This is a genomic window from Nocardioides sp. (assembly GCF_047602075.1).
Taxonomy (GTDB): domain Bacteria; phylum Actinomycetota; class Actinomycetes; order Propionibacteriales; family Nocardioidaceae; genus Nocardioides.
Window position 1 is genome coordinate 2,471,183 of the sequence record NZ_JASGIF010000001.1, and the last position, 17,100, is coordinate 2,488,282.

Genomic DNA, 17,100 nt, shown 5'->3' on the forward strand with positions numbered 1-17,100 from the left:
GACGCATTTTCGGTCTCCGCTGTGTGCCCCGGGTGGGTCGCCATGTGTTGTATGGATGACGAGAGGGATGGCAGGTCACCATGGGACTGGGATGCGACGGACTGGGGTTCGCCGAGTTCGCCGCTGCGGAGACGCCACGGCTGTTCGGGCTGGCCCGGGTGCTGTGCGGCAACGATCACGACGCGTGGGATCTGACCCAGGAGGCGTTGACGCGCGTGTCGGCACGCTGGGATCGGCTCGCCCACCACGACAACATGGCGGCGTACGCCCGCAAGACGTTGGCGAACCTGCACAAGAGCTCGCATCGTCGTCGGCGCGAGGTGCTGGTCGCCCATCTACCCGAGCCGGGCGTGGCCGAGGAGCCTGGGCAGCAGGGCCTGGACGCCTGGCTGGATGCGGCGATGCGGGCCCTGCCTCGTCGCCAGCGGATCGCAGTGACGTTGACCTACTTGGAGGACCGGCCGATCGACGAGGTCGCCGAGATCCTGGGCTGCGGGGTGGCAACGGCGAAGACACACATCTGGCCCGTGGGCGCGACTCCTTGCGTCGGGCCGCGGAGGCCGCCCGGGCCTCCGAGTCAACGGATCGGGGAATGTAGACATGGACACCGACGAGTTCATTGCCATCACGATGAAGCGAGTAGCGGCGTCGGCCGTTCCCCCGCAGCCGGCCACCCTCGCCCCCACCCCGCGGCGTCGCTGGTTCGCGCCACTCGCGGTCGTGACCGGCGTGGTCGCTGTCATCGTCGCGGCCGCCGGCGTGATCAGTTCCCAGCGCTCGGATCCAGATCCCACCGTTCCGGCACCATCGACGAGCTCACCGTCGACGGCTGGGGGGTGTCGAGTCGACTACTCGCCACAGACCCTCCCTTCGTGGGCGCGAGCTGGCTTCACTCCGCCGACCCAGCCCATGCCCTACGTTCTCGGCGACCACGGTGACATCGCGGCCATCCTGTGGGACACCCATCATCCACTGGTGGCTCCGCCAGCCGCCGACAAGAACAACAAGATCCTCTGGGTCGCCCGAGTCGGCGCAGACGAGGGGCCGCTGCTGATCCGGGCCACCTCGGCCGACGCAGGCCGGACCGTGACGCGCACCGTCGACGGAGCGCCGGGCCCGTCGATCATCGACCTGCCGTCACCTGGGTGCTGGTCGTTCGAGCTGAGCTGGGGCGGCCGCCGGGACCACCTGATGCTCGGCTACGCCGCCCGATGAAGAGCGCACGCTCGGATGGCAAGTTATGCGTTGCGATCACCCGGAGCGACGGTGAGCATGCAGTTCGCCTACCAGGTCTACCGACCCGCCAATCCGGCGTAGCGCCGGGCTAGGAGCTGGCGACAGCCTGCTTGAGGGCGGCGGCCGGCTTGAAGGCCGGGGCCTTGCTGGCGGCGATCTGGATGGCCTCGCCCGTCTGAGGGTTGCGCCCGGCACGAGCAGAGCGGTCGCGGACCTCGAAGGTCCCGAATCCCGGGACGATGACCTTGTCGCCGTTGGCGAGCGCGTCGCTGATCGCTCCCACCACGGCCTCGAGGGCGGCCTCGGCCGAAGCAGTGTCGAGACCTGTCTTGGCGGCGATCGTCTCGACGAGTGCGCGCTTGTTCATCGGGTGTCTCCTGTGTTCTGGTGGTCGCAGTGTTCTTCTGGTGGTCGCGCCCGGGCCGACTGGCCCGAGATCACTTCAGCCCTGCCGGGCCTTGAGTCGAGGGTTCGACTTGTTGATGACGTAGATCCGGCCTCGGCGTCGAACGACTTGCGAGCCGGGCTGGTTCTTCAGTGAGCGGATCGAGTTTCGGACCTTCATGGTTCTCCTGTGGATCGGACGGCGGTGAGGACTTGCTGACTCCGGGCTATCGAGGCCCGGCCGTTCCTGGCTTCAACCGAAGCGGGAGAGGTCGAGGTAGCCGCGGTGGGCGGCGCGGACGAGGCGGCGCGGGACGCGGTAGATGCGCCCGTCGATCCGAATGGGGACCAGGTCGACCGGTGCCGCCTTCCAACTCGAGCGGCGGTGGCGGGTGTTGCTGCGCGACAGGCGGCGCTTGGGAACAGCCACAAGAGGCTCCTTTCGGTTGGAGATCGGACCTAGGCGACGTGCTCGATCGGTCCGAGCCAGGGCTCCAGGCCATCCCAGGACTCCTCCCAACAGCGACCACGGGTGGCCAGCTCTTCGTCGGTGAGCAGGCAGCGAGCGAAGGCCTCCGCGATTGCCGCGTGGCCCTCGTGGTCGTCGTCGAGACCATGCACGGTGATGCGCGTCAGCGGCGTCTCCCGGCCCCACTTCTGGGTGGTTCCAACGCTCGCCTGTCCACCCGCGCCGTCCCAGACACAGACGGCGTCGGGCCTCGTGGGCAGCCAGAAGCAGCCTCGCGAGCGACGCGGTCCGCCGCCGAGGATGGCGAGCTCATCTTGGAATCGACTCGGATGGAAGGGCCGGTCCGAGCACAGGTCGAGTCGCCACACACCGCTCTTGGCAAGCGGCGGGAGGGCACCGCGGCGTACCTCGGCCACCCACGCCTCGACAGCCTGGTGCCGATGTACGCCGGCGACCAGGCCGACTGCATCGAGCAGCGACGGATCGGTGACCACAGGAATGCGCGGGCGTGCGAGCGCGGCGATCAGAGCCAACTCGTCCGGGTCAGGCTCAGAAGTGAGACAGACCGCATCGGCGTACTCGACCATGGCACTGGCTACTTCGGCGACACCTCGTCGATCATCCACGGAGGTAGCCAGTCCACGCTCGTCGAGCAGGTCTTCGCCCAGCAGATCCTGGGCCACCCAGGCGCCGTCGAGCGCGGTGACGACAGCAGCGATCGCGACATGGGGAGCGTTGCGGGGCGCCCACGTCACGACTCGGCAGACCTGGACGGCTTCGGCCGCAATGGGCAGGCACGCGATGATGCTGCTCCATCGACCCTGCGCTGCGAGCCGTTCCAAGGTGGGCACGATGTCCTCACGGATCGCGCAGGAGACACACGTGTGAGCGAGATTGATCTCCTCCCGTTCGATCACGCCGGTGACGTCGCTGACGACGCGGGTGAGCACCTGTCGTTCTGGGTCGATGGCATGACGCACCGAGACTGCGTCGGGAAGCCCGAACTGAAGCGAGATGCTGGCCGAGAGCATCGCGCCTTCTTGGACTCCGCTGACCACGACCACGGGCACTCGACGCCGGGTGAGACGCGAACGGATCGACCCGTTCATCGGGAGACTCATCGGTGGCCCTCCTCGTCGGCACCGCGGTCGGTCCCATAGCGCCGGTTGAACCTCTCGACTCGCCCCTCGCTGTCAACGACCCGGCCACGACCGGTCCAGAACGGGTGGCTGGCACTGGACACGTCGACATCGACCACGGGGTAGGAGCGTCCGTCGTCCCACTCCACACGCGGATGGTCCTCGGGCAGCCGACCGACGATCGTGGACCGGGTCAGCATCAACGTGTCGGCTGATCGGTCACGGAAGACGACGAGGTCGTAGGGCGGATGGATGTCTTGCTTCACGGGGAGCTCTCTGTAGAGTAGTGATAACGGTTCTCATTCTATACACAAGGAAGCCATGTCCCGCATCTGCCAGGTCACCGGCGCCAAGCCCTCGTTCGGCAACTCGGTGTCTCACTCCCAGCGACACACCAAGCGACAGTGGAAGGTGAACATCCAGAGCAAGCGCTACTGGGTGCCCTCGCTGGGCCGCTACGTCACCTTGCGCGTCAGCGCCCGCGGCATCAAGACGATCGATCAACGTGGCATCGATGCGGTCGTGGCCGGGATTCTCGCGCGAGGGGAGAAGCTCTGATGGCCAAGAAGTCGAAGATCGTCGCCAACGAGAAGCGCAAGCAGATCGTGGAGCGCTACCGGGAGCGACGCGATGCTCTGGGCGCGGCCGCCAAGGACATGTCTCTGAGCGCCAGCGAGCGGCAGGCCGCGGTCCGGGCGCTGGCCAAGCTTCCGCGAGACGCCAGCCCGGTCCGCGTCCGCAACCGGGACCAGACCGACGGGCGACCCCGTGGATATGTCGGCAAGGCCGGCTTGTCCCGAGTGAACTTCCGTGCCGCGGCCCACCGTGGCGAGCTCCCCGGAATCACCAAGTCGAGCTGGTAGCTTCTCGGGCGACCGAGCGAGGTAGACCAGTCCTGGCGGGTCAGTTCCCCGCGACCAGTCCCGCCACGACGGTCAAGAAAGGCGACCACCAGCCCGAGGACACCGAGCACCATCACGGCACCGCCGACGTTGCGGGCCGCGGGAGCGTCGACGACGAGCAGCCCGAGGCTATCCCCGTCGCACGGGTTCGGTCGCGGATACCGCAAATCGCGGGCCTACGCTCTCCGACGGCTTTCACGCGAAAGGCGCACCGAACACACGTCGACTGAAGAACGTGCACGAGAACGTCGGTCAATCCGTTGGCGCGCCCGTAGGGATTCGAACCCCAAACCTTCTGGTTGGGATATGCCCGACGTGGTGGTGCCTCTCCCGCGGCCGCCGCGCGATCGCGAGACTCGTCAGGCTAGCAGGCGGGCAGCGGCGTGAGCTGGCAGACCAACCTCGACGTGCTCCGGTTGGCGGAGGATGAATTGTCTCCTTTCCAGCGCGATCAACTCGGGGACTACCTCCTGGGCGGACTAGCCGCGCTCGTAGATACCGACTCCTGGGCGAAGCTGGTGGCCGATGGGGTCAAGGACGTGACCGGTCTGGACCGCGGCCCGGTTTCGACCCCGCGCGGCGACGCGCGGGCGTAGACCGGAGCATGGTCAGAGAGGTTCCGGCAGCCTGGCAGGCAGCCATCACCGCGTACAGCACATATCTCCGCTCGGGCGGGTCGCCAGAAACAACGATCCTGACGCGGCGGCAGCAGTTGAACAGGCTCGGCAGGTCCCTCGGGGTAGGCGATCCTTGGGGGGTCACCGGCCCCGAACTCGTGGACTGGACGGGCCACCAGACATGGGCTCGAGAGACCCGCAAGTCGAACCGAACAACGCTGCGGAAGCTTCTATCGCTGGGCGGTCGAGGCCGGTCGCCTCGAGGTGTCGCCAGCCCTCGCTCTGCCTTCGGTGAAACCCTCGCAACCGAAGCCGAGACCGACACCGGACAGGGTGTTGGAGGCGGGAATGCACGACCCGCGAGGTGGCCCGCGGGAGCGTCGGATCTTGCGGATGGCGGTCGAACTGGGGATGCGTCGCGCGGAGATCGCGGTAGGTCACTCCGACGACCTAGTGCAGGACCTGACCGGCTGGTCGATCGTTGCACACGGGAAGGGTGGCAAGGACCGCGTGCTGCCGCTCCCGGAGAGCCTGGCGGCAGACCTATGCGCTCTCCCGGCGGGATGGATGTTCCCCGGCCAGGTCGATGGTCACCTGTCTCCCCGGTGGGTGGGGAAGCTGGCCACCCGCTTGCTGCCCGGCGAGTGGACGCTCCACTCGCTGCGCCATCGCTTCGCAGACCGAGCCTGGGAGGCCTCGGACCACGACGTGTTCGCCGTGCAGGATCTCCTCGGCCACGCATCGCCGGTCACCACTCGCCGCTACGTGCCCCAGGCGAACCGTGACCGGCTCCGCGCCATCGTCGTCGCAGCTGCGGCCTAGTTCGCCGCGAGGACTCTGGTCAGGTGGGGCGCGCTGATGCCGGCGGCTTTGGCGACGACACGTTGGGGAAGGCCGGCCTCGTCAACGGCTTGGACGATGAGCTGGTTGCGGCGGGCTACCTCGTCGTAGAGCTGCTGGTTGAGGTCAGCGATTCGAGCCGCTGAGGTGCGGAGCCGGTCGGGTAGACCGTCGAGATCCTCGAGAACGGTGGCCATGGAGTACTCCTTTCGGGGGGGTGCTGCGAACACGCGTCGAGTAATTGCCCGGGGGTACACCGGGGTTGGCTTGAGTATCAGGCGCGTGAGCACCGGATCCGCGTCTCCTGCTCGACGTGGCCCGCTGGTGCGGGGCACCTGCCGGGCTGGGCATGTCACCGAGACCCACGCCGCGCCGAAGCGGGTGACCTGGACCGGCGTGTGCGCTGAGCCGGGTTGTGAGCTGACGGTGACGGCCAGGCGGGTGCCGGCCTCGCGTGCCACTGAGTCCAACCCCATGAAACAGGCCGGCGCGGCGGGAGCTTCGACCCCTCCCGCTGCGCCGGCCGCCCCGGTGAAAGAGGTCTCTTACGATGTGCCCGTCCCCAAGCGTGAGCAGCGATCTGCCGAACCCGGACCTGAGCGACCCGCTCCCGCCGGCGGAGACGACGGGACTGGGGGCGAGCCTGTTCTCCCAGGCGACCCCGCCACCGAGCGAGGAGATCCCGAGCCCGGACCCACTGTCGGGCCCTCTCAACGTGCCCCCGAACCTCGTCGGCGGCGACGGTTCCGGTTCCAGAGTCCGTTGGATTAGGTCTCGCAAGCAGCTGCTCAAACCGTTCCGGGCCGGCGTGCACACCGCCGGCGGGATCGTGGCCGAGCTGCTGACCCGCCCGGGCACCCCCGAGCGGGAGGCGCAGCTGTGGGTGCCCGATGACGACGACGCCAAGGCGATCGGTGACCCGCTGGCCGGGCTGGCCTCGAGGCGGATGGGCGACGGCCCGGAGAACCCTGACGTGACCGACTTGATCGGTCTGGCGATCGGTCTGCTCGGCTACGTGGTCAAGCAGCGGGTCAAGCGCACCCAGCTCTACCAGGCCTTCGCCGGCGACATGCCCCACGAGGCCGAGCCCGAGCAGCCCGACGAGGTTGCTCTGTGAGCGATGCGGTCTCGTTCCCGCTGCTCAACCCGGACCTGAACCAGATCTTGTTGGTGATCGGCCGCAAGGGGTCGGGCAAGTCGGTGTTCGCCCGCGAGGTCTTCATGAGCTGGCCCTACATCGACAAGTTCGTGATCGACCCGACCGGCGACGCCGATCCGGGCCCGGGAGCGACCACGATCCGCACCCTGCCGGCCCAGCTGCCCGAGGGCATCCGCAAGGGTGACTTCAAGACCACCCGCTGGATCGCGGACCCCTCGAGCAAGACCTACCGCGAGGATCTCGACCGGGCTGTGGGCCTGGCCCTGTATCCCAAGCACCGCAGGGTGTTGTTGTGGGTGGACGAGGCCGGCGAGGTGTTCCCCGCCGGCCGCACCGGTCCGTCAGCTCGCACCCTGTTGCAGCAGTCTCGGCACTGGTACGCCTCCCTGATCGCGTGCACGCCGCGGCCGGTCACGATCGACCCGCTGCTGTTGTCCCAGGCCGACCGGGTGGTGATCTACGACCTCCCGCACCCGCGCGACCGCGAGCGCGTCGCCGCCGGCATCGGCGTCCCGCCCGGCGACCTCAACCGCGCGCTGGACGAGACCCGCGCCCGGGGCCCGCACTGGTACCTGCTCTATGACGCCCGCGCGCACGAGCTCTACCGGTGCCCACCCCTGCCAATCAGCGCCGGCTACAAGCACGCCGAGCAGTGAGCACCAGGAGGAGACCGAGGTGGGGTTTCGTAACCCGTTGACCGCGATCAGTGAGCTGGTGGCTGACAAGCTGGTGGGTGCGATCATCAAGACCGCCGAGACCGGCAACCGGGTCGAGATCGCTGAGGTCGCCGGCCGCGGGATCATCAACTACTTCACGAACCCGGCCTCAGATTTCCCGGCCGAGCTGTCGGCCGCGCGGGTGTTTGCGCCGGACTCCTATCAGCTGCTCCTGGCTGGCCCTGGCGAGAACCCGGCCGGCAACGCCTCATTGATCCTCTCGGCCGCAGCTGACGGGTCGTGGAACCAGCTCGACGCCTACGCCGACAAGGTCGGGATCCACACCACCGGTGACGGCCTGGTGCTCAACGGCTCGAGGGGTCTGCGGGCCGTCGATTTCGGCTTCGTCAACCCGACCACGGACGCCTCGGGGCAGGTCTCGGTCGCACACGACCTGGGCCGTGCTCCGGTGGCGGTGCTCACCGGCCCGGTGACCACCACGGCGAACTGGCGGATGCTGAACATGCGGGGCAGCAACACCGCGACGACCCTGTGGTTCGAGGCCCGCAACGTGACCACCAACGCGGTCGCCGACGCCGGCCAGACGGTCGGGTTCTTCTGGGTGGCGCTGGCCTAGCGGCGCTGCTTGAGCACGACGTATTGGACCCGCATGGTGCCGACCGCGTTGTTGTCGGCGCCGGTCCATTGACAGATCAGCACCGACCCGCCAGGGACCTGGATGGGTGAGCCCTGGTCGGCCACGTCGAAGTTCCCCGCCCTCGAGCCGTCGAGCACGCCGGCCGGAGCGATGCTGTCGAGGTAGAGCCTCGCGGCGGTCTGGTTGCTCGAGGTGCAGTGCACCACGATCCGCTCGACCAGCCACAGCTCGTCTTGCGGGACTTGGGGCAGCTCGACCTGGGCGAGACCGCCGGCGGCCGGTTGGGAGCGGACCGCGGCGCGGCGGTAGTCCTCGATCAGCCACGCCGAGGCCGGCGCGAGCTGGGTGGGCAGGTGCGTGCGGGGCACGGGGGTTATCCGCCGGGCAGCAGCTTGGTCGCGAACGGGCGCCGCCGGCCGCGGCCCTCGTAGGCGTCCCACAGCGCGACCGCCCCGATGATGATGCCGCCGTACCCGATCCACAGCGCCACCTGCCGGTCGGGGATGAACGGCTTGCGGGCCCTGCTCACTGCGAGCCGCCTCGGCGCTTGGGCATGGTGATCCCGGTGACCGCGCCGATGCAGGCCGCGACCACGTACCCGAACACATCGGGCACCGCCACGCCGGCGAGCGCGAGGACCACCACCGCGATCAGCGCGAGCGCGGTCAGGGCGGCGAGCACCAGGAGGTCGAGCTGAGACTTCATCGTCGTCCTGCTTTCTGTTGTTGGGCGGGCACCTCGAGGGCCCGGAGCCGGGCCTCGTGGTCCCGGTAGCGCTCCACGGCGTGCTCGACGGTCTCGCGGAGCTTGTCAACGGCTTCGGGCAGCTGCGCGATCCGCGCGAGCGCACGCCACAGCGCGGTCACCGCCAGCCCCACGAGCACGGTCACCGCTACCCAGAAGACGTCCATGGCGGTCACCCAGCCACCCCGGGCAGCGCGGCAGGCCAGTCATCGGCGGTGAGCAGCCTCACGGAGTCCCAGGCGTTGTAGACCGGGCCATCGGCTCGCCAGTAGCCGGACTGGTGGTGGTTGAGCAGCACCAACGAGCCGGTGTTGAGCGGGATCCCGAACCCGTTGCCTTGGCCGCTGGGCTGGATCGCGGGCCGGAACCCGTTGATGTGGGCCAGGAAGTCTTCGGCGGCGCCGCCCACGTTGTGCGTGCGAGCGGCGCCGTTGATGCCCTCGAATCGCCACTCGACCTGGTCGTTGATTCGGCGCACGTAGATGTGCATGTCAACGGTCCAGCCGTTGACCAGGAGCGCGTCGAGCTGACGCCGGCCGGTGTCGCCGGCGATGCAGCGCCAGCCGGTGGTCCCGATCCCCTCGAGCTTGGCCCAGCGGACCGCGCCGTTGGTGCCAGCCTCGTCGGTGTAGTAGAAGCCGACCGGGGCGGCGACCACACCTTGAGGGCTTCCGGCGCCGCGTAGCTCGTAGGGGCTTCCGCCGCCACCGCCGCCGACGACGCCGCTCGAGCTCACTGTGCACCCCGCAGGAACACCGCGCCGTCCACGGAGCCGGTCAGCTCGGCGTAGAGCCCGATCGAGAGGTTGACGCCGGCGGGGCCGAACCAGTCGCGCACGGACTCCCCGGGCGCCAGCGTGATAGGGACGATCACCTCGCCGGTGGCGTCGAACCCGTCGCGCAGCAGCAGGGTGCTCACGCCGGCGTTGGTGTTGCGGAGCGCGAACCCGACCAGGCTGGTCGGGCTGGTGGCCAGTCGGGTGACGCCGGCGCCGACAGGGACCGGCCGGGAGCCGCGCAGGGCGACGCCGTTGACCGACTCGATGACCTGGGTGCGGAGGGTCTCGAGCCACTCGGTGAACATGATCTGGGCGTCGAGTTCGGACTGTTCGCTCATCTGCTGGTGCCTTTCGTTGTGGCGCCGGCAGCGAGGCCGGCGGCCCTGAGTTCGGGGGCGGCGACCATGGCGGCTTGGGTGCCGGCCTCGGCGGCCTGGTCGGTCAGCGGCTTGGTGATCCGTGCCAGCCCGACCGCGATCAGCGCGACGCCGGTGAACAAGACCCCCCCGAGCACGATCGCGTTGCTCATCGGGGACACCACCCCACCGAGAATGAAGCTCGACATCGAGACAGTTGTGTCAGCGGCGTTCTGAGCGCCTTTCGGTCCCGACCCCGACCCACTCTTGCCGCCCTTCGCGCCACCAGCCCCGCTGCCGGTGCTGGTGCCGGTGCTGCTGCCGGGACCGGGGGCGCCGCCGCCGGCCCCGGACTTCACCCCACCGCCGCCAGCTGGGGCCGTGGCCTGAAAGCTGACGTGCACGTGGTCCATGTGGTTCGAGGTCGGGTCACCTCGGTCCTCCATCAGCCGCCACCCCTCGCTCGAGCGGGCGACCGACCAGATGTGCTGGCGCCAGATCACGTAGGTCACCCCGAGCCGGCCGGCGTTGGCCTTGGCGTAGTTCGCGATCGGCGTCCCGGATCCGGTCATGAAGTCCAGCGCCAGGCCCTTGGGGTGGTCCGAGCCGGCGGTGGGCCTCGAGCCGAGCCCGTAGATGGTGCCCACCCCGAACTTGTGGCCGATCTCGCGGCCCGCGGCCGCCACCCACGGCTTGGTCCCGCCCAGCTGCCAGCTCATTGGACCGCCCGCCAGGCGCCGAGCACGATCAGGGTGCCGCCGAGCGCGACCAGCGAGGCCAACACGACGCCTTGGAGGACCGCGCCGCGGATCTCGTCACCAGCTGCACCCAGCAAGTCATCGAAGTAGCCGGGCAGCCCGTCGTCGCCGGGCAGCGGGGACCAGTCCCAGCCGGCGGTCTGGGTATCACCCCGGGTCGGGTGCGGTGCCCTGATGCCGCCAGAGCCGCCACCAGAGCCTGTTGCGGCGCCCGTGGCGCCGCCGGCGGCAGGAACGTCGGGCCAGGGGCCGGACGAGCCGCCAGCGGCCTTCCTGGCCGCGGCGAGGTGGGCCCGGTAGGCGCCGGACTTGTAGACCGACCAGGGCCCGAAGTCGCGCCCGTTGCTCGAGATCGTCGCCATCGACCTGGCGTTGAAGCTCGGCCGCTTGAGCCGGGTGGCGTCGCGGACGTTCCCGGTGCCGCGGTCGTCCTTCATCGACCGGATCTGCCACAGCCCGATCGAGGGCCCCCAGGTGGCGTCTTGCAGGTTCACATCACCGACCGCGGCACTGTTCCCGCCGGACTCAGCGAACGCGACCGCGGTGGCCGTGATCGCGGCGTCACGGCCCAGCCCGGCGCCGCGCGCCAGGCCGTAGACCTGGGCGTATGACAGCTTGGCCATCGGCTACTTCTTCTTCGGGATCTCCAGCACGGTGCCGGCGTAGAGGTAGCGGCCGGCCTGGGAAGACTTGCGACCGTGCGCACGGGCCGCGGCCTCGATCACCTTCCGGTTGTGGTGGTACAGCCGGACCGGGGAGATCTTGAACTTCTTCGCGATCACGCTGAGCTTGTCGCCCTTGCCGACTCGGTAGGTGTTGCCCTTGGTGCCCGATCCGCCGCGGGGGCCGGGCTTGTTGCCGCGGTGCTTCTTCCCGCCGTTGCCGCCGCCGGGCTTGGGTGGGCGGGGCCGGTCGCCCAGCTCGTCGGTGAGCTGCTCGATCGCACCCTGGAGGTCGTTGTAGACGTCGGTGTCGGTGGTGTCGAGGATCGCGGTCGAGCCCTCGCCGTCGGCCTCCTCGGTGTCGTCGGCGGGGTTGCGGTTGGCGGCGATCAGGCCGGCGACCACGGCCACAGCTGCGCCGGCGATCGCGGCGGTGCGCTTGCGGATCTGGAAGCTTTCCCGACCCCGATGGTGCCCGCGAGCGCGCCCGAGCCGCCCGAGCTGCTCGAGCTCGAGCTGGCGGGGTCGGCGGGGAAGACCTTGTCCGGGCCGGCGCTCATGCGATCCGCCGGCGGAGTCGGTCAGCGAAGATCTTGCGGACCGGGTCACCCATTGGTCGGCGGTCGCGGCGTCGGCCAGGTCGGCGGTGCCGTCAGGCAGCACCGAGGGCGTGGTGACCCGGGCAGCGACCCGGGCGGAACTCCTGGGGGGACTCGGCATAGCCGAAGAACTGCAGGCCCGGGTCGGTGTCGCCGCCGACCATCGCCGGCACCAAGAACCCCTGCACTCGGGTGATGACGTCACGGAACACGTCCACGCCCGGCCGGTTGGGGTCAATGGTGAAGTCGGCCACCGGTCGGGTGATCTGGTTGCGGAACCCCATCTCAGCGGCCCTGCAGGGTCTTGATGATGTTGCTCGCGCCGGCCGCGCCGCCGCGCGCGGCCTTGCCGAACTGCGTGCCGTGCGCGACCACCAGGTAGAGCGCGATCAGCCCGCCGCCGTACTTCAGTGCCGTCTTCATCCCGGCCTCCCTCTTGCTTGGTTGTTGTCGATTACCAGAGACCCGCCGCCGCCGGCGCCGCCGCCCTCACCGCCGGCGAACCCACCCGAGCCACCCGGATCCGCCCTTGCCCTTCTGCCCGCCCGTGCCGCCGAGCCCGGAGAGCAGGTCGGGGGTGCCGCGGCCGGCCAGGTCGGGGATGGCCGGGACGCTGGGGTCCATCAGCCACTCGATGCCGCCGGCGACCGAGTTGAGCATCGCGCCGAACCGGTTGGCTGAGGCGTTGGTGCGCAGCACCGCCTCGAGCGCGACCAGCACCAGCACCCCGGCGAACACGCCGCGCCAGCTACGCGACCAGCCCGAGCCGGCCGAGCGCGGTCCGCCGCCGAGGACCTGGACCAGCACCCAGACCCCCAGCGCCATCACGAACAGACCACCCATCGGGTCTTCCCTATGCGTTCGACGGCTGCCTTGGTGGAGGTCAGCCCGTTGTCGGTGTTGCTCTTCTTCCTCGGCCCCGCCGGCCCTGCCGCCGGGGTTGGTCTTCTTCTTGGTGCCGAGGTCGGCGGGCTGGTTGAGGAACTTCGCGCGTAGCCACCCCGACACCCCGACCCCGCCGAACCTCAGGTAGTTGAGCGCGAGGACGTAGAGCACCAGGCCGGCCGCGAACCCGCCGAGGTCGCCGGCCCGCAGCTTCTTCGGCGGGGTCGAGGCGAGCCCGGACAGGTCCGGGACCCCCAGCTGCGGAGCCCGGCGACCCGGTGGCACGGGTGCCGGTCCGGCAGCGGGGGAGCACTGCCGGACCGGGCCTTGCGGGCGGGGGGTGGCGGCGGTCTTCCCCACGCCGGCCGCTTCGGCTGCCTGGGCCTTGGAGAGCCCGAGCCCGCGGAGGCTCTCGACTACCTGCTGATCACTGAGCCCCTTGCCGCGCCTCGTGGTCAGCGCAGCGAGTTTGGTCGAATTCGCGGCCATCGCCTCTCACCCCCCGACCGACTCAGGCGGGTACCGCGGTGGAGTAGGCCATCAGGCCCACCCCGAGCGCGGCCACGACCCCGAACCAGAGCAACGGCTCGGAGGTCGAGGTGAAGCCGCTCAGCCGCGGCGTCGCGACCGGCGCCACCGTGGTGGTCGCGGTCGCGTCAGCCGTGGCTCGAGCAGGGCCGGCGAGCGAGCCGCCGTACTTCTCCTCGACGGGCTTGAGCCAGGTGTTCACGGCTCGGCTCCCCGCGCCCGCGGTGAAGATTCGACTCCACCGTGGTCTCGACCGCGGCGTTGGACAACACCACCGCCGGCAGCACGTTCATCACCTGCCGCCACTCCGAGGCGGTGCCCAGATCGACGGCGTCGCGGAAGGCGTTCTCCGAGGCGAACTCGTGGCAATGGAACCCCGACACCGCGCCGATGTCGAGCAGTACATCCGCTCGTTGATGTAGCGCAGCACCTGCGCGTCGGGGTACTCGTCGGCGGTCTCGTTGCCGCCGAACCGCCAGGCCATCTTCCCGAAGTGGTCTTCGTTGACGACCACCGAGACCGCCGGCGCACCATTCCACAGTGGGAGAACGCGCGCAGCACGGTCTTGCCCGCGCCCTGGCCGATGAGCCGCAGCTCGTTCTCGCCGTTGGCGAGGTTGGTGTAGCGGGTCTGGATCAGGGAGTGGAACACCGACAGGTCGGGGACCACGATCTGCCCGTCCGGGCCGAGCGGGATCGAGTAGCGCAGCGCCACGACCTGCACGGTGCCGGTCAGGGTCGCGGTCGCGGTGCCGGACAGGGTGAACACGTCGGTGGGCGGCGCCCAGTCGATGTTGACCGTCAGGTCCGTCGAGGAAGCTGGCCGCGCAATCGCGCCGGGACAGGTCGATCTGGTCCTCGGCCACCGGCACGAACCACGACAGGTCGATGTTCGTAGGTGCCGTCCGGGACGTTGGTCGCCCTCGAGCCACACCCCACGACTCACACGCCTGCGACAGCGTGCCCTGGGTGACCGTGGCGCCGTGTAGTTCTGCGAGAACCGCGGTCGGTCAGATCACCCTTGCCCATCGCCTCGCGGGCCTCGCCTCCCAGACCCGAGCAGTTGATGATGTTGGAATGGCCGTTGGCGGTGAGCTTCGAGTTGCTTGATCAGGTCGTAGGGCCACCGCGCCTGGGTGTTGACCTGACCGGTGCCCCTTCACCGTCACCAGGGAGCCATCGAACCGGATGAAGAGGCCGGCGAGATTCGGTCTGTCTTCGGCTCGAACGTGTCGGCTGGCCTAGGCCGGCGTAGGCCTTGGACGACTCGAGCTTGGTACGCCGCCCGCGTGCGCAGGAAGAACTCCCCGGCTTCACGCTCGACTCGGGGCCGCGATCCCCTGCATGTAGCGGGCCGGAGCCTCATTTGTGATGGGTGTGCTCTCTCTCAGGGGAAGGGTCAGCCGTTGCGGCGGACCAGGTAGTCACGGAAAGACGACAGCCCGCCGCCGGCCCGGTCGGCCGCGACGTTGAGGACCGTCAACGCGATCACGCCGCTGATCCCGTAGGTCGCCGCCCGAAACGCCAGCCCCCGGCCCGGACGCCGCGCCATCAGCCCGCCCCGCTTGCCGTACTTGTCGTAAGTCACCACGACCGCCAACGCGATCGCAGCGGTGTAGAGAATCCCGCGCGTGGACATGTGCATCTCCCTCTTTCGGTCATGGGTAGGGCCAGAGCCCGCCACTGCGGACCCTGGCCGTTACCCCACGCACACACCCGCCTATTGCTCGACGTGTCGCACACCAGTGACCGATCTGACCGCGGCGTCGCTCGCCTCCTCGTAGGCGATGAACCGATCCGCGTCGGCCAGGTCGCGGCGCCACATCCGCCAGGTCCAGGTAACCGCCTCGCCCTTGAGCCCACCGGGACTACCGACGAGCACGGCCAACACATCACTTTCCCCGGCCGGGCCGGCCGACCACAACCAGTCGGGCAGGGCCGGCTCCCGCGCGGCGCGACGGTCACGACCGCCCCTTGGGGTGCAGCTCGAGGGTGGTGACCAGGCCGTGGTGGTCGCTCTCGGTGTGTCGGACGTAGTGGTCGAAGAACGGGCGCCAGCCCTTCCACCACACGTGGTCGGGCGACCAGTCCCTGTGGGTGCCGATCCGGTGGTGCAGGCTGGTCGCACGACCAGTTGTGTGCTCGCAGCCAGCCGGTGGTGGGCGTGTTCGGTAGCGCGTTGAAGTCGCCCACCAGGACCCGCACAGCCACCTTGCGTTTGGCCAGGTGGGCGCCGGCGCGCTCGACCATGCCGGCCGAGACCTCCTGGCGCTTGTTGTCGTCCTTCTGGCCGGCGTAGCAGTGCAGGTTGCCGAACGCGACCCGGGTGTGGGTGCGGCGGTGCAGGAAGATCCCGCCCACCAGCCACTTGGGCTTGCCGTGGTCGGGGCCGGTGCCCTTCCCGATCGGCCCGCCGTCGTAGAGCAGCCGCGCGAAGGGCCGCGCCAAGCCAGTCGTGCTCCCGTCCCAGATCACCGGGGTCGCGGCCTGCCCGCCCTCGTGGTGAGGTCGCCACACCCCGAACCGCGGGCCTGCCTGCGGGTCGTGGGCGAGCCGGTGAGCGGCCGGCCTGGTCGGAGGCCTCCTGCAATCCGAGCAGGTCGCACCTCGTCGCCATCAGCGCCAGGTCTTGGAAGCTGCCCTTGCCGATGTTCCACGTCCCGGCGTTGATCGTGGGGGCGTGCTGGAGCAGGACGTCATCGGCCCTCGAAGAAGTTGTGGGTACGGCGACGACCTCGCCCTGGCGGGCCTCGAGCAACGCGCGACCCAGCCTCGCGCAGCGTCTCATCCCGGGCACGCCGGTAGCCGGCCAGATAGCCGTAGACGATCGCCGCGACCAGCATCACGGCCCGGGCCATCACACACTCTCCCTGGGTCGGATGCTCCATCGCTTGGCCTTGCCACCGGTCATCGACTGGTCGAAGCGGTCGAAGGATTCAGCGCCGGTGGCCCCCCTCATCCACTGGAGCGCCTTTGCGCCGGCCTCGCAGAACTCGACCTGGCAATCAACGAGGTTCCACGCCATCCGAAAGATGTCGTGCCAGCCCGTGATGGTGATGACCCACACCGGGTCACCGGCAGCGTTGCGCGTGTGCTTGTAGGCCGCGCTCATCGGGTGGCCCTCGCGGCGGAGCTGGATCAGCCGCCAGGTCTTGGGGCCCGGGATCCCGTCCGGGTCGCCGGCCAACTTCGGGTCGTTGCGCTGGAACTTGGCGACCTGCTGCTGGGTCCACCGGGTGAAGGTGTCCGACGACTTGTGGGTGGACTTCGGGCCAGCTGAGCAGCCACATCGAGCAGCTTGACGTGGCCGTGGGTGCACTGGTGCCCGATGGTGAAGTGCTTGCGGCCGGGGAACTTGACAGCTCGGGCCGGCCCGGGTGGTTCTGCCGGTTGATCGCGGCCGCGACCGACTTGCGGGCCAGGATCATGTCGATGTCGTCGGGGTCGAACTTCCGGCCGTGCGCGTACTCCTTGTGCCCGCACAAGCTGTCGGCCGGATCCGACCCGAGACGCCGCAGGATCGCGGCGGTCCCGACCTCGAGGCTGGCCAGCATGTCCAGCGGGGTCTTCTCCCCGGTGGTGTTGTCGGTCTCGACGCCGATCGCGCGGGTGTTGCCCATGTCGCGGCCGATCCGGCCGAACCCGTCACCCAGGCCGGCGTGGTTCGCTCGGCCGGCGGCGAGCACGTGCCAGGTGCCCACCGGATGCAGGCCCCGACACCCCATGCACAC

Annotated in this window: 33 protein-coding genes and 1 pseudogene; 10 read left to right on the forward strand and 24 right to left on the reverse strand. The window is 69.6% G+C overall.

Features of this window, described 5'->3' with window-relative positions; genetic code table 11:
- The first annotated feature begins 80 nt into the window (after positions 1–80).
- Positions 81–938, forward strand: a complete 858-nt coding sequence (locus QM714_RS12430) for a SigE family RNA polymerase sigma factor (protein ID WP_415100869.1) — start codon at positions 81–83, stop codon at positions 936–938.
- Complete coding sequence (locus tag QM714_RS12435) at positions 910–1,215, forward strand: hypothetical protein (protein ID WP_415100871.1); 306 nt, start codon at positions 910–912, stop codon at positions 1,213–1,215. The genes QM714_RS12430 and QM714_RS12435 overlap by 29 nt, the downstream gene beginning before the upstream one ends.
- A 109-nt stretch (positions 1,216–1,324) precedes the next feature.
- Here QM714_RS12435 and QM714_RS12440 read toward each other — a convergent pair whose 3' ends face one another.
- The 5 genes from QM714_RS12440 to QM714_RS12460 all read right to left on the reverse strand — a co-directional run bounded on the left by QM714_RS12440 (position 1,325) and on the right by QM714_RS12460 (position 3,494).
- The gene (locus QM714_RS12440; RefSeq protein WP_415101088.1) at positions 1,325–1,633 is read right to left on the reverse strand and encodes an HU family DNA-binding protein; all 309 of its coding nucleotides are present in this window, start codon (positions 1,631–1,633) and stop codon (positions 1,325–1,327) included.
- Positions 1,634–1,678: 45 nt separating this feature from the next.
- Positions 1,679–1,801, reverse strand: coding sequence for a type B 50S ribosomal protein L36 (ykgO, locus tag QM714_RS12445; protein WP_415100873.1), 123 nt, complete (start codon positions 1,799–1,801; stop codon positions 1,679–1,681).
- A gap of 72 nt (positions 1,802–1,873) precedes the next feature.
- Complete coding sequence (rpmF, locus tag QM714_RS12450; RefSeq protein ID WP_415100875.1) at positions 1,874–2,050, reverse strand: 50S ribosomal protein L32; 177 nt, start codon at positions 2,048–2,050, stop codon at positions 1,874–1,876.
- A gap of 29 nt (positions 2,051–2,079) precedes the next feature.
- A complete protein-coding gene (locus QM714_RS12455; protein WP_415100877.1) occupies positions 2,080–3,210 on the reverse strand; it encodes a CobW family GTP-binding protein in 1,131 nt (376 codons plus the stop codon).
- Complete coding sequence (locus QM714_RS12460; RefSeq protein ID WP_415100879.1) at positions 3,207–3,494, reverse strand: type B 50S ribosomal protein L31; 288 nt, start codon at positions 3,492–3,494, stop codon at positions 3,207–3,209. The genes QM714_RS12455 and QM714_RS12460 overlap by 4 nt, the downstream gene beginning before the upstream one ends.
- Positions 3,495–3,549: 55 nt before the next feature.
- On the opposite strand from QM714_RS12460, the gene rpmB reads away from it, so the two are divergent.
- From rpmB to QM714_RS12480, 4 genes are all read left to right on the forward strand, one after another.
- The gene (gene rpmB / locus QM714_RS12465; protein WP_415100881.1) at positions 3,550–3,786 is read left to right on the forward strand and encodes a 50S ribosomal protein L28; all 237 of its coding nucleotides are present in this window, start codon (positions 3,550–3,552) and stop codon (positions 3,784–3,786) included.
- The gene (gene rpsN, locus QM714_RS12470) at positions 3,786–4,091 is read left to right on the forward strand and encodes a 30S ribosomal protein S14 (protein WP_415100883.1); all 306 of its coding nucleotides are present in this window, start codon (positions 3,786–3,788) and stop codon (positions 4,089–4,091) included. The genes rpmB and rpsN overlap by 1 nt, the downstream gene beginning before the upstream one ends.
- A 422-nt stretch (positions 4,092–4,513) precedes the next feature.
- Positions 4,514–4,726, forward strand: a complete 213-nt coding sequence (locus QM714_RS12475; protein WP_415100885.1) for a hypothetical protein — start codon at positions 4,514–4,516, stop codon at positions 4,724–4,726.
- Between the two features lie 369 nt (positions 4,727–5,095).
- Positions 5,096–5,569, forward strand: a complete 474-nt coding sequence (locus QM714_RS12480) for a tyrosine-type recombinase/integrase (RefSeq protein WP_415100887.1) — start codon at positions 5,096–5,098, stop codon at positions 5,567–5,569.
- On the opposite strand, the gene QM714_RS12485 is transcribed toward QM714_RS12480, so the two are convergent.
- Positions 5,566–5,784: a hypothetical protein gene (locus QM714_RS12485; protein ID WP_415100889.1), complete on the reverse strand. Its 219-nt coding sequence runs from the start codon at positions 5,782–5,784 to the stop codon at positions 5,566–5,568. The two genes, QM714_RS12480 and QM714_RS12485, sit on opposite strands and share 4 nt — an antisense overlap.
- 371 nt (positions 5,785–6,155) lie before the next feature.
- On the opposite strand from QM714_RS12485, the gene QM714_RS12490 reads away from it, so the two are divergent.
- Genes QM714_RS12490 through QM714_RS12500 form a run of 3 tightly spaced genes read left to right on the forward strand, consistent with a single transcriptional unit; the run spans position 6,156 to position 8,039 of the window.
- On the forward strand, positions 6,156–6,704 hold the full coding sequence (locus tag QM714_RS12490; RefSeq protein WP_415100891.1) for a hypothetical protein: 549 nt from the start codon (positions 6,156–6,158) through the stop codon (positions 6,702–6,704).
- Positions 6,701–7,402, forward strand: a complete 702-nt coding sequence (locus tag QM714_RS12495; protein ID WP_415100893.1) for a hypothetical protein — start codon at positions 6,701–6,703, stop codon at positions 7,400–7,402. Before QM714_RS12490 ends, QM714_RS12495 begins: the two co-directional genes overlap by 4 nt.
- 19 nt (positions 7,403–7,421) lie before the next feature.
- Positions 7,422–8,039, forward strand: coding sequence for a hypothetical protein (locus tag QM714_RS12500; protein WP_415100895.1), 618 nt, complete (start codon positions 7,422–7,424; stop codon positions 8,037–8,039).
- Here QM714_RS12500 and QM714_RS12505 read toward each other — a convergent pair.
- The 13 genes from QM714_RS12505 to QM714_RS12565 form a co-directional block, all read right to left on the reverse strand.
- Positions 8,036–8,428, reverse strand: coding sequence for a hypothetical protein (locus QM714_RS12505; RefSeq protein ID WP_415096366.1), 393 nt, complete (start codon positions 8,426–8,428; stop codon positions 8,036–8,038). The genes QM714_RS12500 and QM714_RS12505 overlap by 4 nt on opposite strands.
- A 5-nt stretch (positions 8,429–8,433) precedes the next feature.
- Positions 8,434–8,589: a hypothetical protein gene (locus tag QM714_RS12510; RefSeq protein ID WP_415096368.1), complete on the reverse strand. Its 156-nt coding sequence runs from the start codon at positions 8,587–8,589 to the stop codon at positions 8,434–8,436.
- Complete coding sequence (locus QM714_RS12515) at positions 8,586–8,765, reverse strand: hypothetical protein (RefSeq protein WP_415096370.1); 180 nt, start codon at positions 8,763–8,765, stop codon at positions 8,586–8,588. Before QM714_RS12515 ends, QM714_RS12510 begins: the two co-directional genes overlap by 4 nt.
- The gene (locus QM714_RS12520) at positions 8,762–8,980 is read right to left on the reverse strand and encodes a hypothetical protein (protein WP_415096372.1); all 219 of its coding nucleotides are present in this window, start codon (positions 8,978–8,980) and stop codon (positions 8,762–8,764) included. The genes QM714_RS12515 and QM714_RS12520 overlap by 4 nt, the downstream gene beginning before the upstream one ends.
- Positions 8,977–9,540, reverse strand: coding sequence for a hypothetical protein (locus QM714_RS12525; RefSeq protein WP_415096374.1), 564 nt, complete (start codon positions 9,538–9,540; stop codon positions 8,977–8,979). Before QM714_RS12525 ends, QM714_RS12520 begins: the two co-directional genes overlap by 4 nt.
- Positions 9,537–9,920, reverse strand: a complete 384-nt coding sequence (locus QM714_RS12530) for a hypothetical protein (protein WP_415100897.1) — start codon at positions 9,918–9,920, stop codon at positions 9,537–9,539. The genes QM714_RS12525 and QM714_RS12530 overlap by 4 nt, the downstream gene beginning before the upstream one ends.
- The gene (locus QM714_RS12535; RefSeq protein WP_415100899.1) at positions 9,917–10,657 is read right to left on the reverse strand and encodes a hypothetical protein; all 741 of its coding nucleotides are present in this window, start codon (positions 10,655–10,657) and stop codon (positions 9,917–9,919) included. The genes QM714_RS12530 and QM714_RS12535 overlap by 4 nt, the downstream gene beginning before the upstream one ends.
- Complete coding sequence (locus QM714_RS12540; RefSeq protein ID WP_415100901.1) at positions 10,654–11,319, reverse strand: hypothetical protein; 666 nt, start codon at positions 11,317–11,319, stop codon at positions 10,654–10,656. The genes QM714_RS12535 and QM714_RS12540 overlap by 4 nt, the downstream gene beginning before the upstream one ends.
- Positions 11,320–11,322: 3 nt before the next feature.
- Positions 11,323–12,021 (reverse strand): hypothetical protein, encoded by a 699-nt coding sequence (locus QM714_RS12545; protein WP_415100903.1) that lies wholly within the window; start codon positions 12,019–12,021, stop codon positions 11,323–11,325.
- Positions 12,011–12,241 carry a hypothetical protein gene (locus QM714_RS12550; RefSeq protein ID WP_415100905.1) on the reverse strand — a complete coding sequence of 77 codons (231 nt, stop codon included), beginning with the start codon at positions 12,239–12,241 and terminating at the stop codon, positions 12,011–12,013. Before QM714_RS12550 ends, QM714_RS12545 begins: the two co-directional genes overlap by 11 nt.
- 1 nt (position 12,242) lies before the next feature.
- Positions 12,243–12,380, reverse strand: coding sequence for a hypothetical protein (locus QM714_RS12555; RefSeq protein WP_415096386.1), 138 nt, complete (start codon positions 12,378–12,380; stop codon positions 12,243–12,245).
- A 66-nt stretch (positions 12,381–12,446) separates the two neighbouring features.
- Complete coding sequence (locus QM714_RS12560; RefSeq protein WP_415100907.1) at positions 12,447–13,331, reverse strand: hypothetical protein; 885 nt, start codon at positions 13,329–13,331, stop codon at positions 12,447–12,449.
- 22 nt (positions 13,332–13,353) lie between these two features.
- A complete protein-coding gene (locus QM714_RS12565) occupies positions 13,354–13,572 on the reverse strand; it encodes a hypothetical protein (RefSeq protein WP_415100909.1) in 219 nt (72 codons plus the stop codon).
- Between the two features lie 41 nt (positions 13,573–13,613).
- Here QM714_RS12565 and QM714_RS12570 point away from each other — a divergent pair, with 41 nt between their 5' ends.
- Positions 13,614–13,787: a hypothetical protein gene (locus QM714_RS12570; RefSeq protein WP_415100911.1), complete on the forward strand. Its 174-nt coding sequence runs from the start codon at positions 13,614–13,616 to the stop codon at positions 13,785–13,787.
- 981 nt (positions 13,788–14,768) lie between these two features.
- Here QM714_RS12570 and QM714_RS12575 read toward each other — a convergent pair.
- The 5 genes and pseudogenes from QM714_RS12575 to QM714_RS12595 all read right to left on the reverse strand — a co-directional run.
- Complete coding sequence (locus QM714_RS12575; RefSeq protein ID WP_415100913.1) at positions 14,769–15,008, reverse strand: hypothetical protein; 240 nt, start codon at positions 15,006–15,008, stop codon at positions 14,769–14,771.
- Positions 15,009–15,089: 81 nt separating this feature from the next.
- Positions 15,090–15,257, reverse strand: a complete 168-nt coding sequence (locus tag QM714_RS12580) for a hypothetical protein (RefSeq protein WP_415100915.1) — start codon at positions 15,255–15,257, stop codon at positions 15,090–15,092.
- A gap of 808 nt (positions 15,258–16,065) precedes the next feature.
- On the reverse strand, positions 16,066–16,227 hold the full coding sequence (locus QM714_RS12585) for a hypothetical protein (RefSeq protein WP_415100917.1): 162 nt from the start codon (positions 16,225–16,227) through the stop codon (positions 16,066–16,068).
- Positions 16,227–16,688, reverse strand: coding sequence for a hypothetical protein (locus tag QM714_RS12590; protein WP_415101100.1), 462 nt, complete (start codon positions 16,686–16,688; stop codon positions 16,227–16,229). Before QM714_RS12590 ends, QM714_RS12585 begins: the two co-directional genes overlap by 1 nt.
- Positions 16,689–16,866: 178 nt before the next feature.
- Positions 16,867–17,094 (reverse strand): annotated as a pseudogene (locus QM714_RS12595) (N-acetylmuramoyl-L-alanine amidase); the annotation flags it as partial.
- Positions 17,095–17,100: the final 6 nt, after the last annotated feature.

What these genes read in the sequence shown, in the direction of transcription:
- QM714_RS12430 (WP_415100869.1), top strand. Translation starts at nt 81, where the DNA reads ATGGGACTGGGATGCGACGGACTGGGGTTCGCCGAGTTCGCCGCTGCG.
- QM714_RS12435 (WP_415100871.1), top strand. Translation starts at nt 910, where the DNA reads ATGCCCTACGTTCTCGGCGACCACGGTGACATCGCGGCCATCCTGTGG.
- ykgO (WP_415100873.1), bottom strand. Translation starts at nt 1,801, where the DNA reads ATGAAGGTCCGAAACTCGATCCGCTCACTGAAGAACCAGCCCGGCTCG.
- QM714_RS12455 (WP_415100877.1), bottom strand. Translation starts at nt 3,210, where the DNA reads ATGAGTCTCCCGATGAACGGGTCGATCCGTTCGCGTCTCACCCGGCGT.
- rpmB (WP_415100881.1), top strand. Translation starts at nt 3,550, where the DNA reads ATGTCCCGCATCTGCCAGGTCACCGGCGCCAAGCCCTCGTTCGGCAAC.
- rpsN (WP_415100883.1), top strand. Translation starts at nt 3,786, where the DNA reads ATGGCCAAGAAGTCGAAGATCGTCGCCAACGAGAAGCGCAAGCAGATC.
- QM714_RS12480 (WP_415100887.1), top strand. Translation starts at nt 5,096, where the DNA reads ATGCACGACCCGCGAGGTGGCCCGCGGGAGCGTCGGATCTTGCGGATG.
- QM714_RS12485 (WP_415100889.1), bottom strand. Translation starts at nt 5,784, where the DNA reads ATGGCCACCGTTCTCGAGGATCTCGACGGTCTACCCGACCGGCTCCGC.
- QM714_RS12515 (WP_415096370.1), bottom strand. Translation starts at nt 8,765, where the DNA reads ATGAAGTCTCAGCTCGACCTCCTGGTGCTCGCCGCCCTGACCGCGCTC.
- QM714_RS12530 (WP_415100897.1), bottom strand. Translation starts at nt 9,920, where the DNA reads ATGAGCGAACAGTCCGAACTCGACGCCCAGATCATGTTCACCGAGTGG.
- QM714_RS12535 (WP_415100899.1), bottom strand. Translation starts at nt 10,657, where the DNA reads ATGAGCTGGCAGCTGGGCGGGACCAAGCCGTGGGTGGCGGCCGCGGGC.
- QM714_RS12540 (WP_415100901.1), bottom strand. Translation starts at nt 11,319, where the DNA reads ATGGCCAAGCTGTCATACGCCCAGGTCTACGGCCTGGCGCGCGGCGCC.
- QM714_RS12550 (WP_415100905.1), bottom strand. Translation starts at nt 12,241, where the DNA reads ATGGGGTTCCGCAACCAGATCACCCGACCGGTGGCCGACTTCACCATT.
- QM714_RS12555 (WP_415096386.1), bottom strand. Translation starts at nt 12,380, where the DNA reads ATGAAGACGGCACTGAAGTACGGCGGCGGGCTGATCGCGCTCTACCTG.
- QM714_RS12560 (WP_415100907.1), bottom strand. Translation starts at nt 13,331, where the DNA reads ATGGCCGCGAATTCGACCAAACTCGCTGCGCTGACCACGAGGCGCGGC.
- QM714_RS12575 (WP_415100913.1), bottom strand. Translation starts at nt 15,008, where the DNA reads ATGTCCACGCGCGGGATTCTCTACACCGCTGCGATCGCGTTGGCGGTC.
- QM714_RS12585 (WP_415100917.1), bottom strand. Translation starts at nt 16,227, where the DNA reads ATGGCCCGGGCCGTGATGCTGGTCGCGGCGATCGTCTACGGCTATCTG.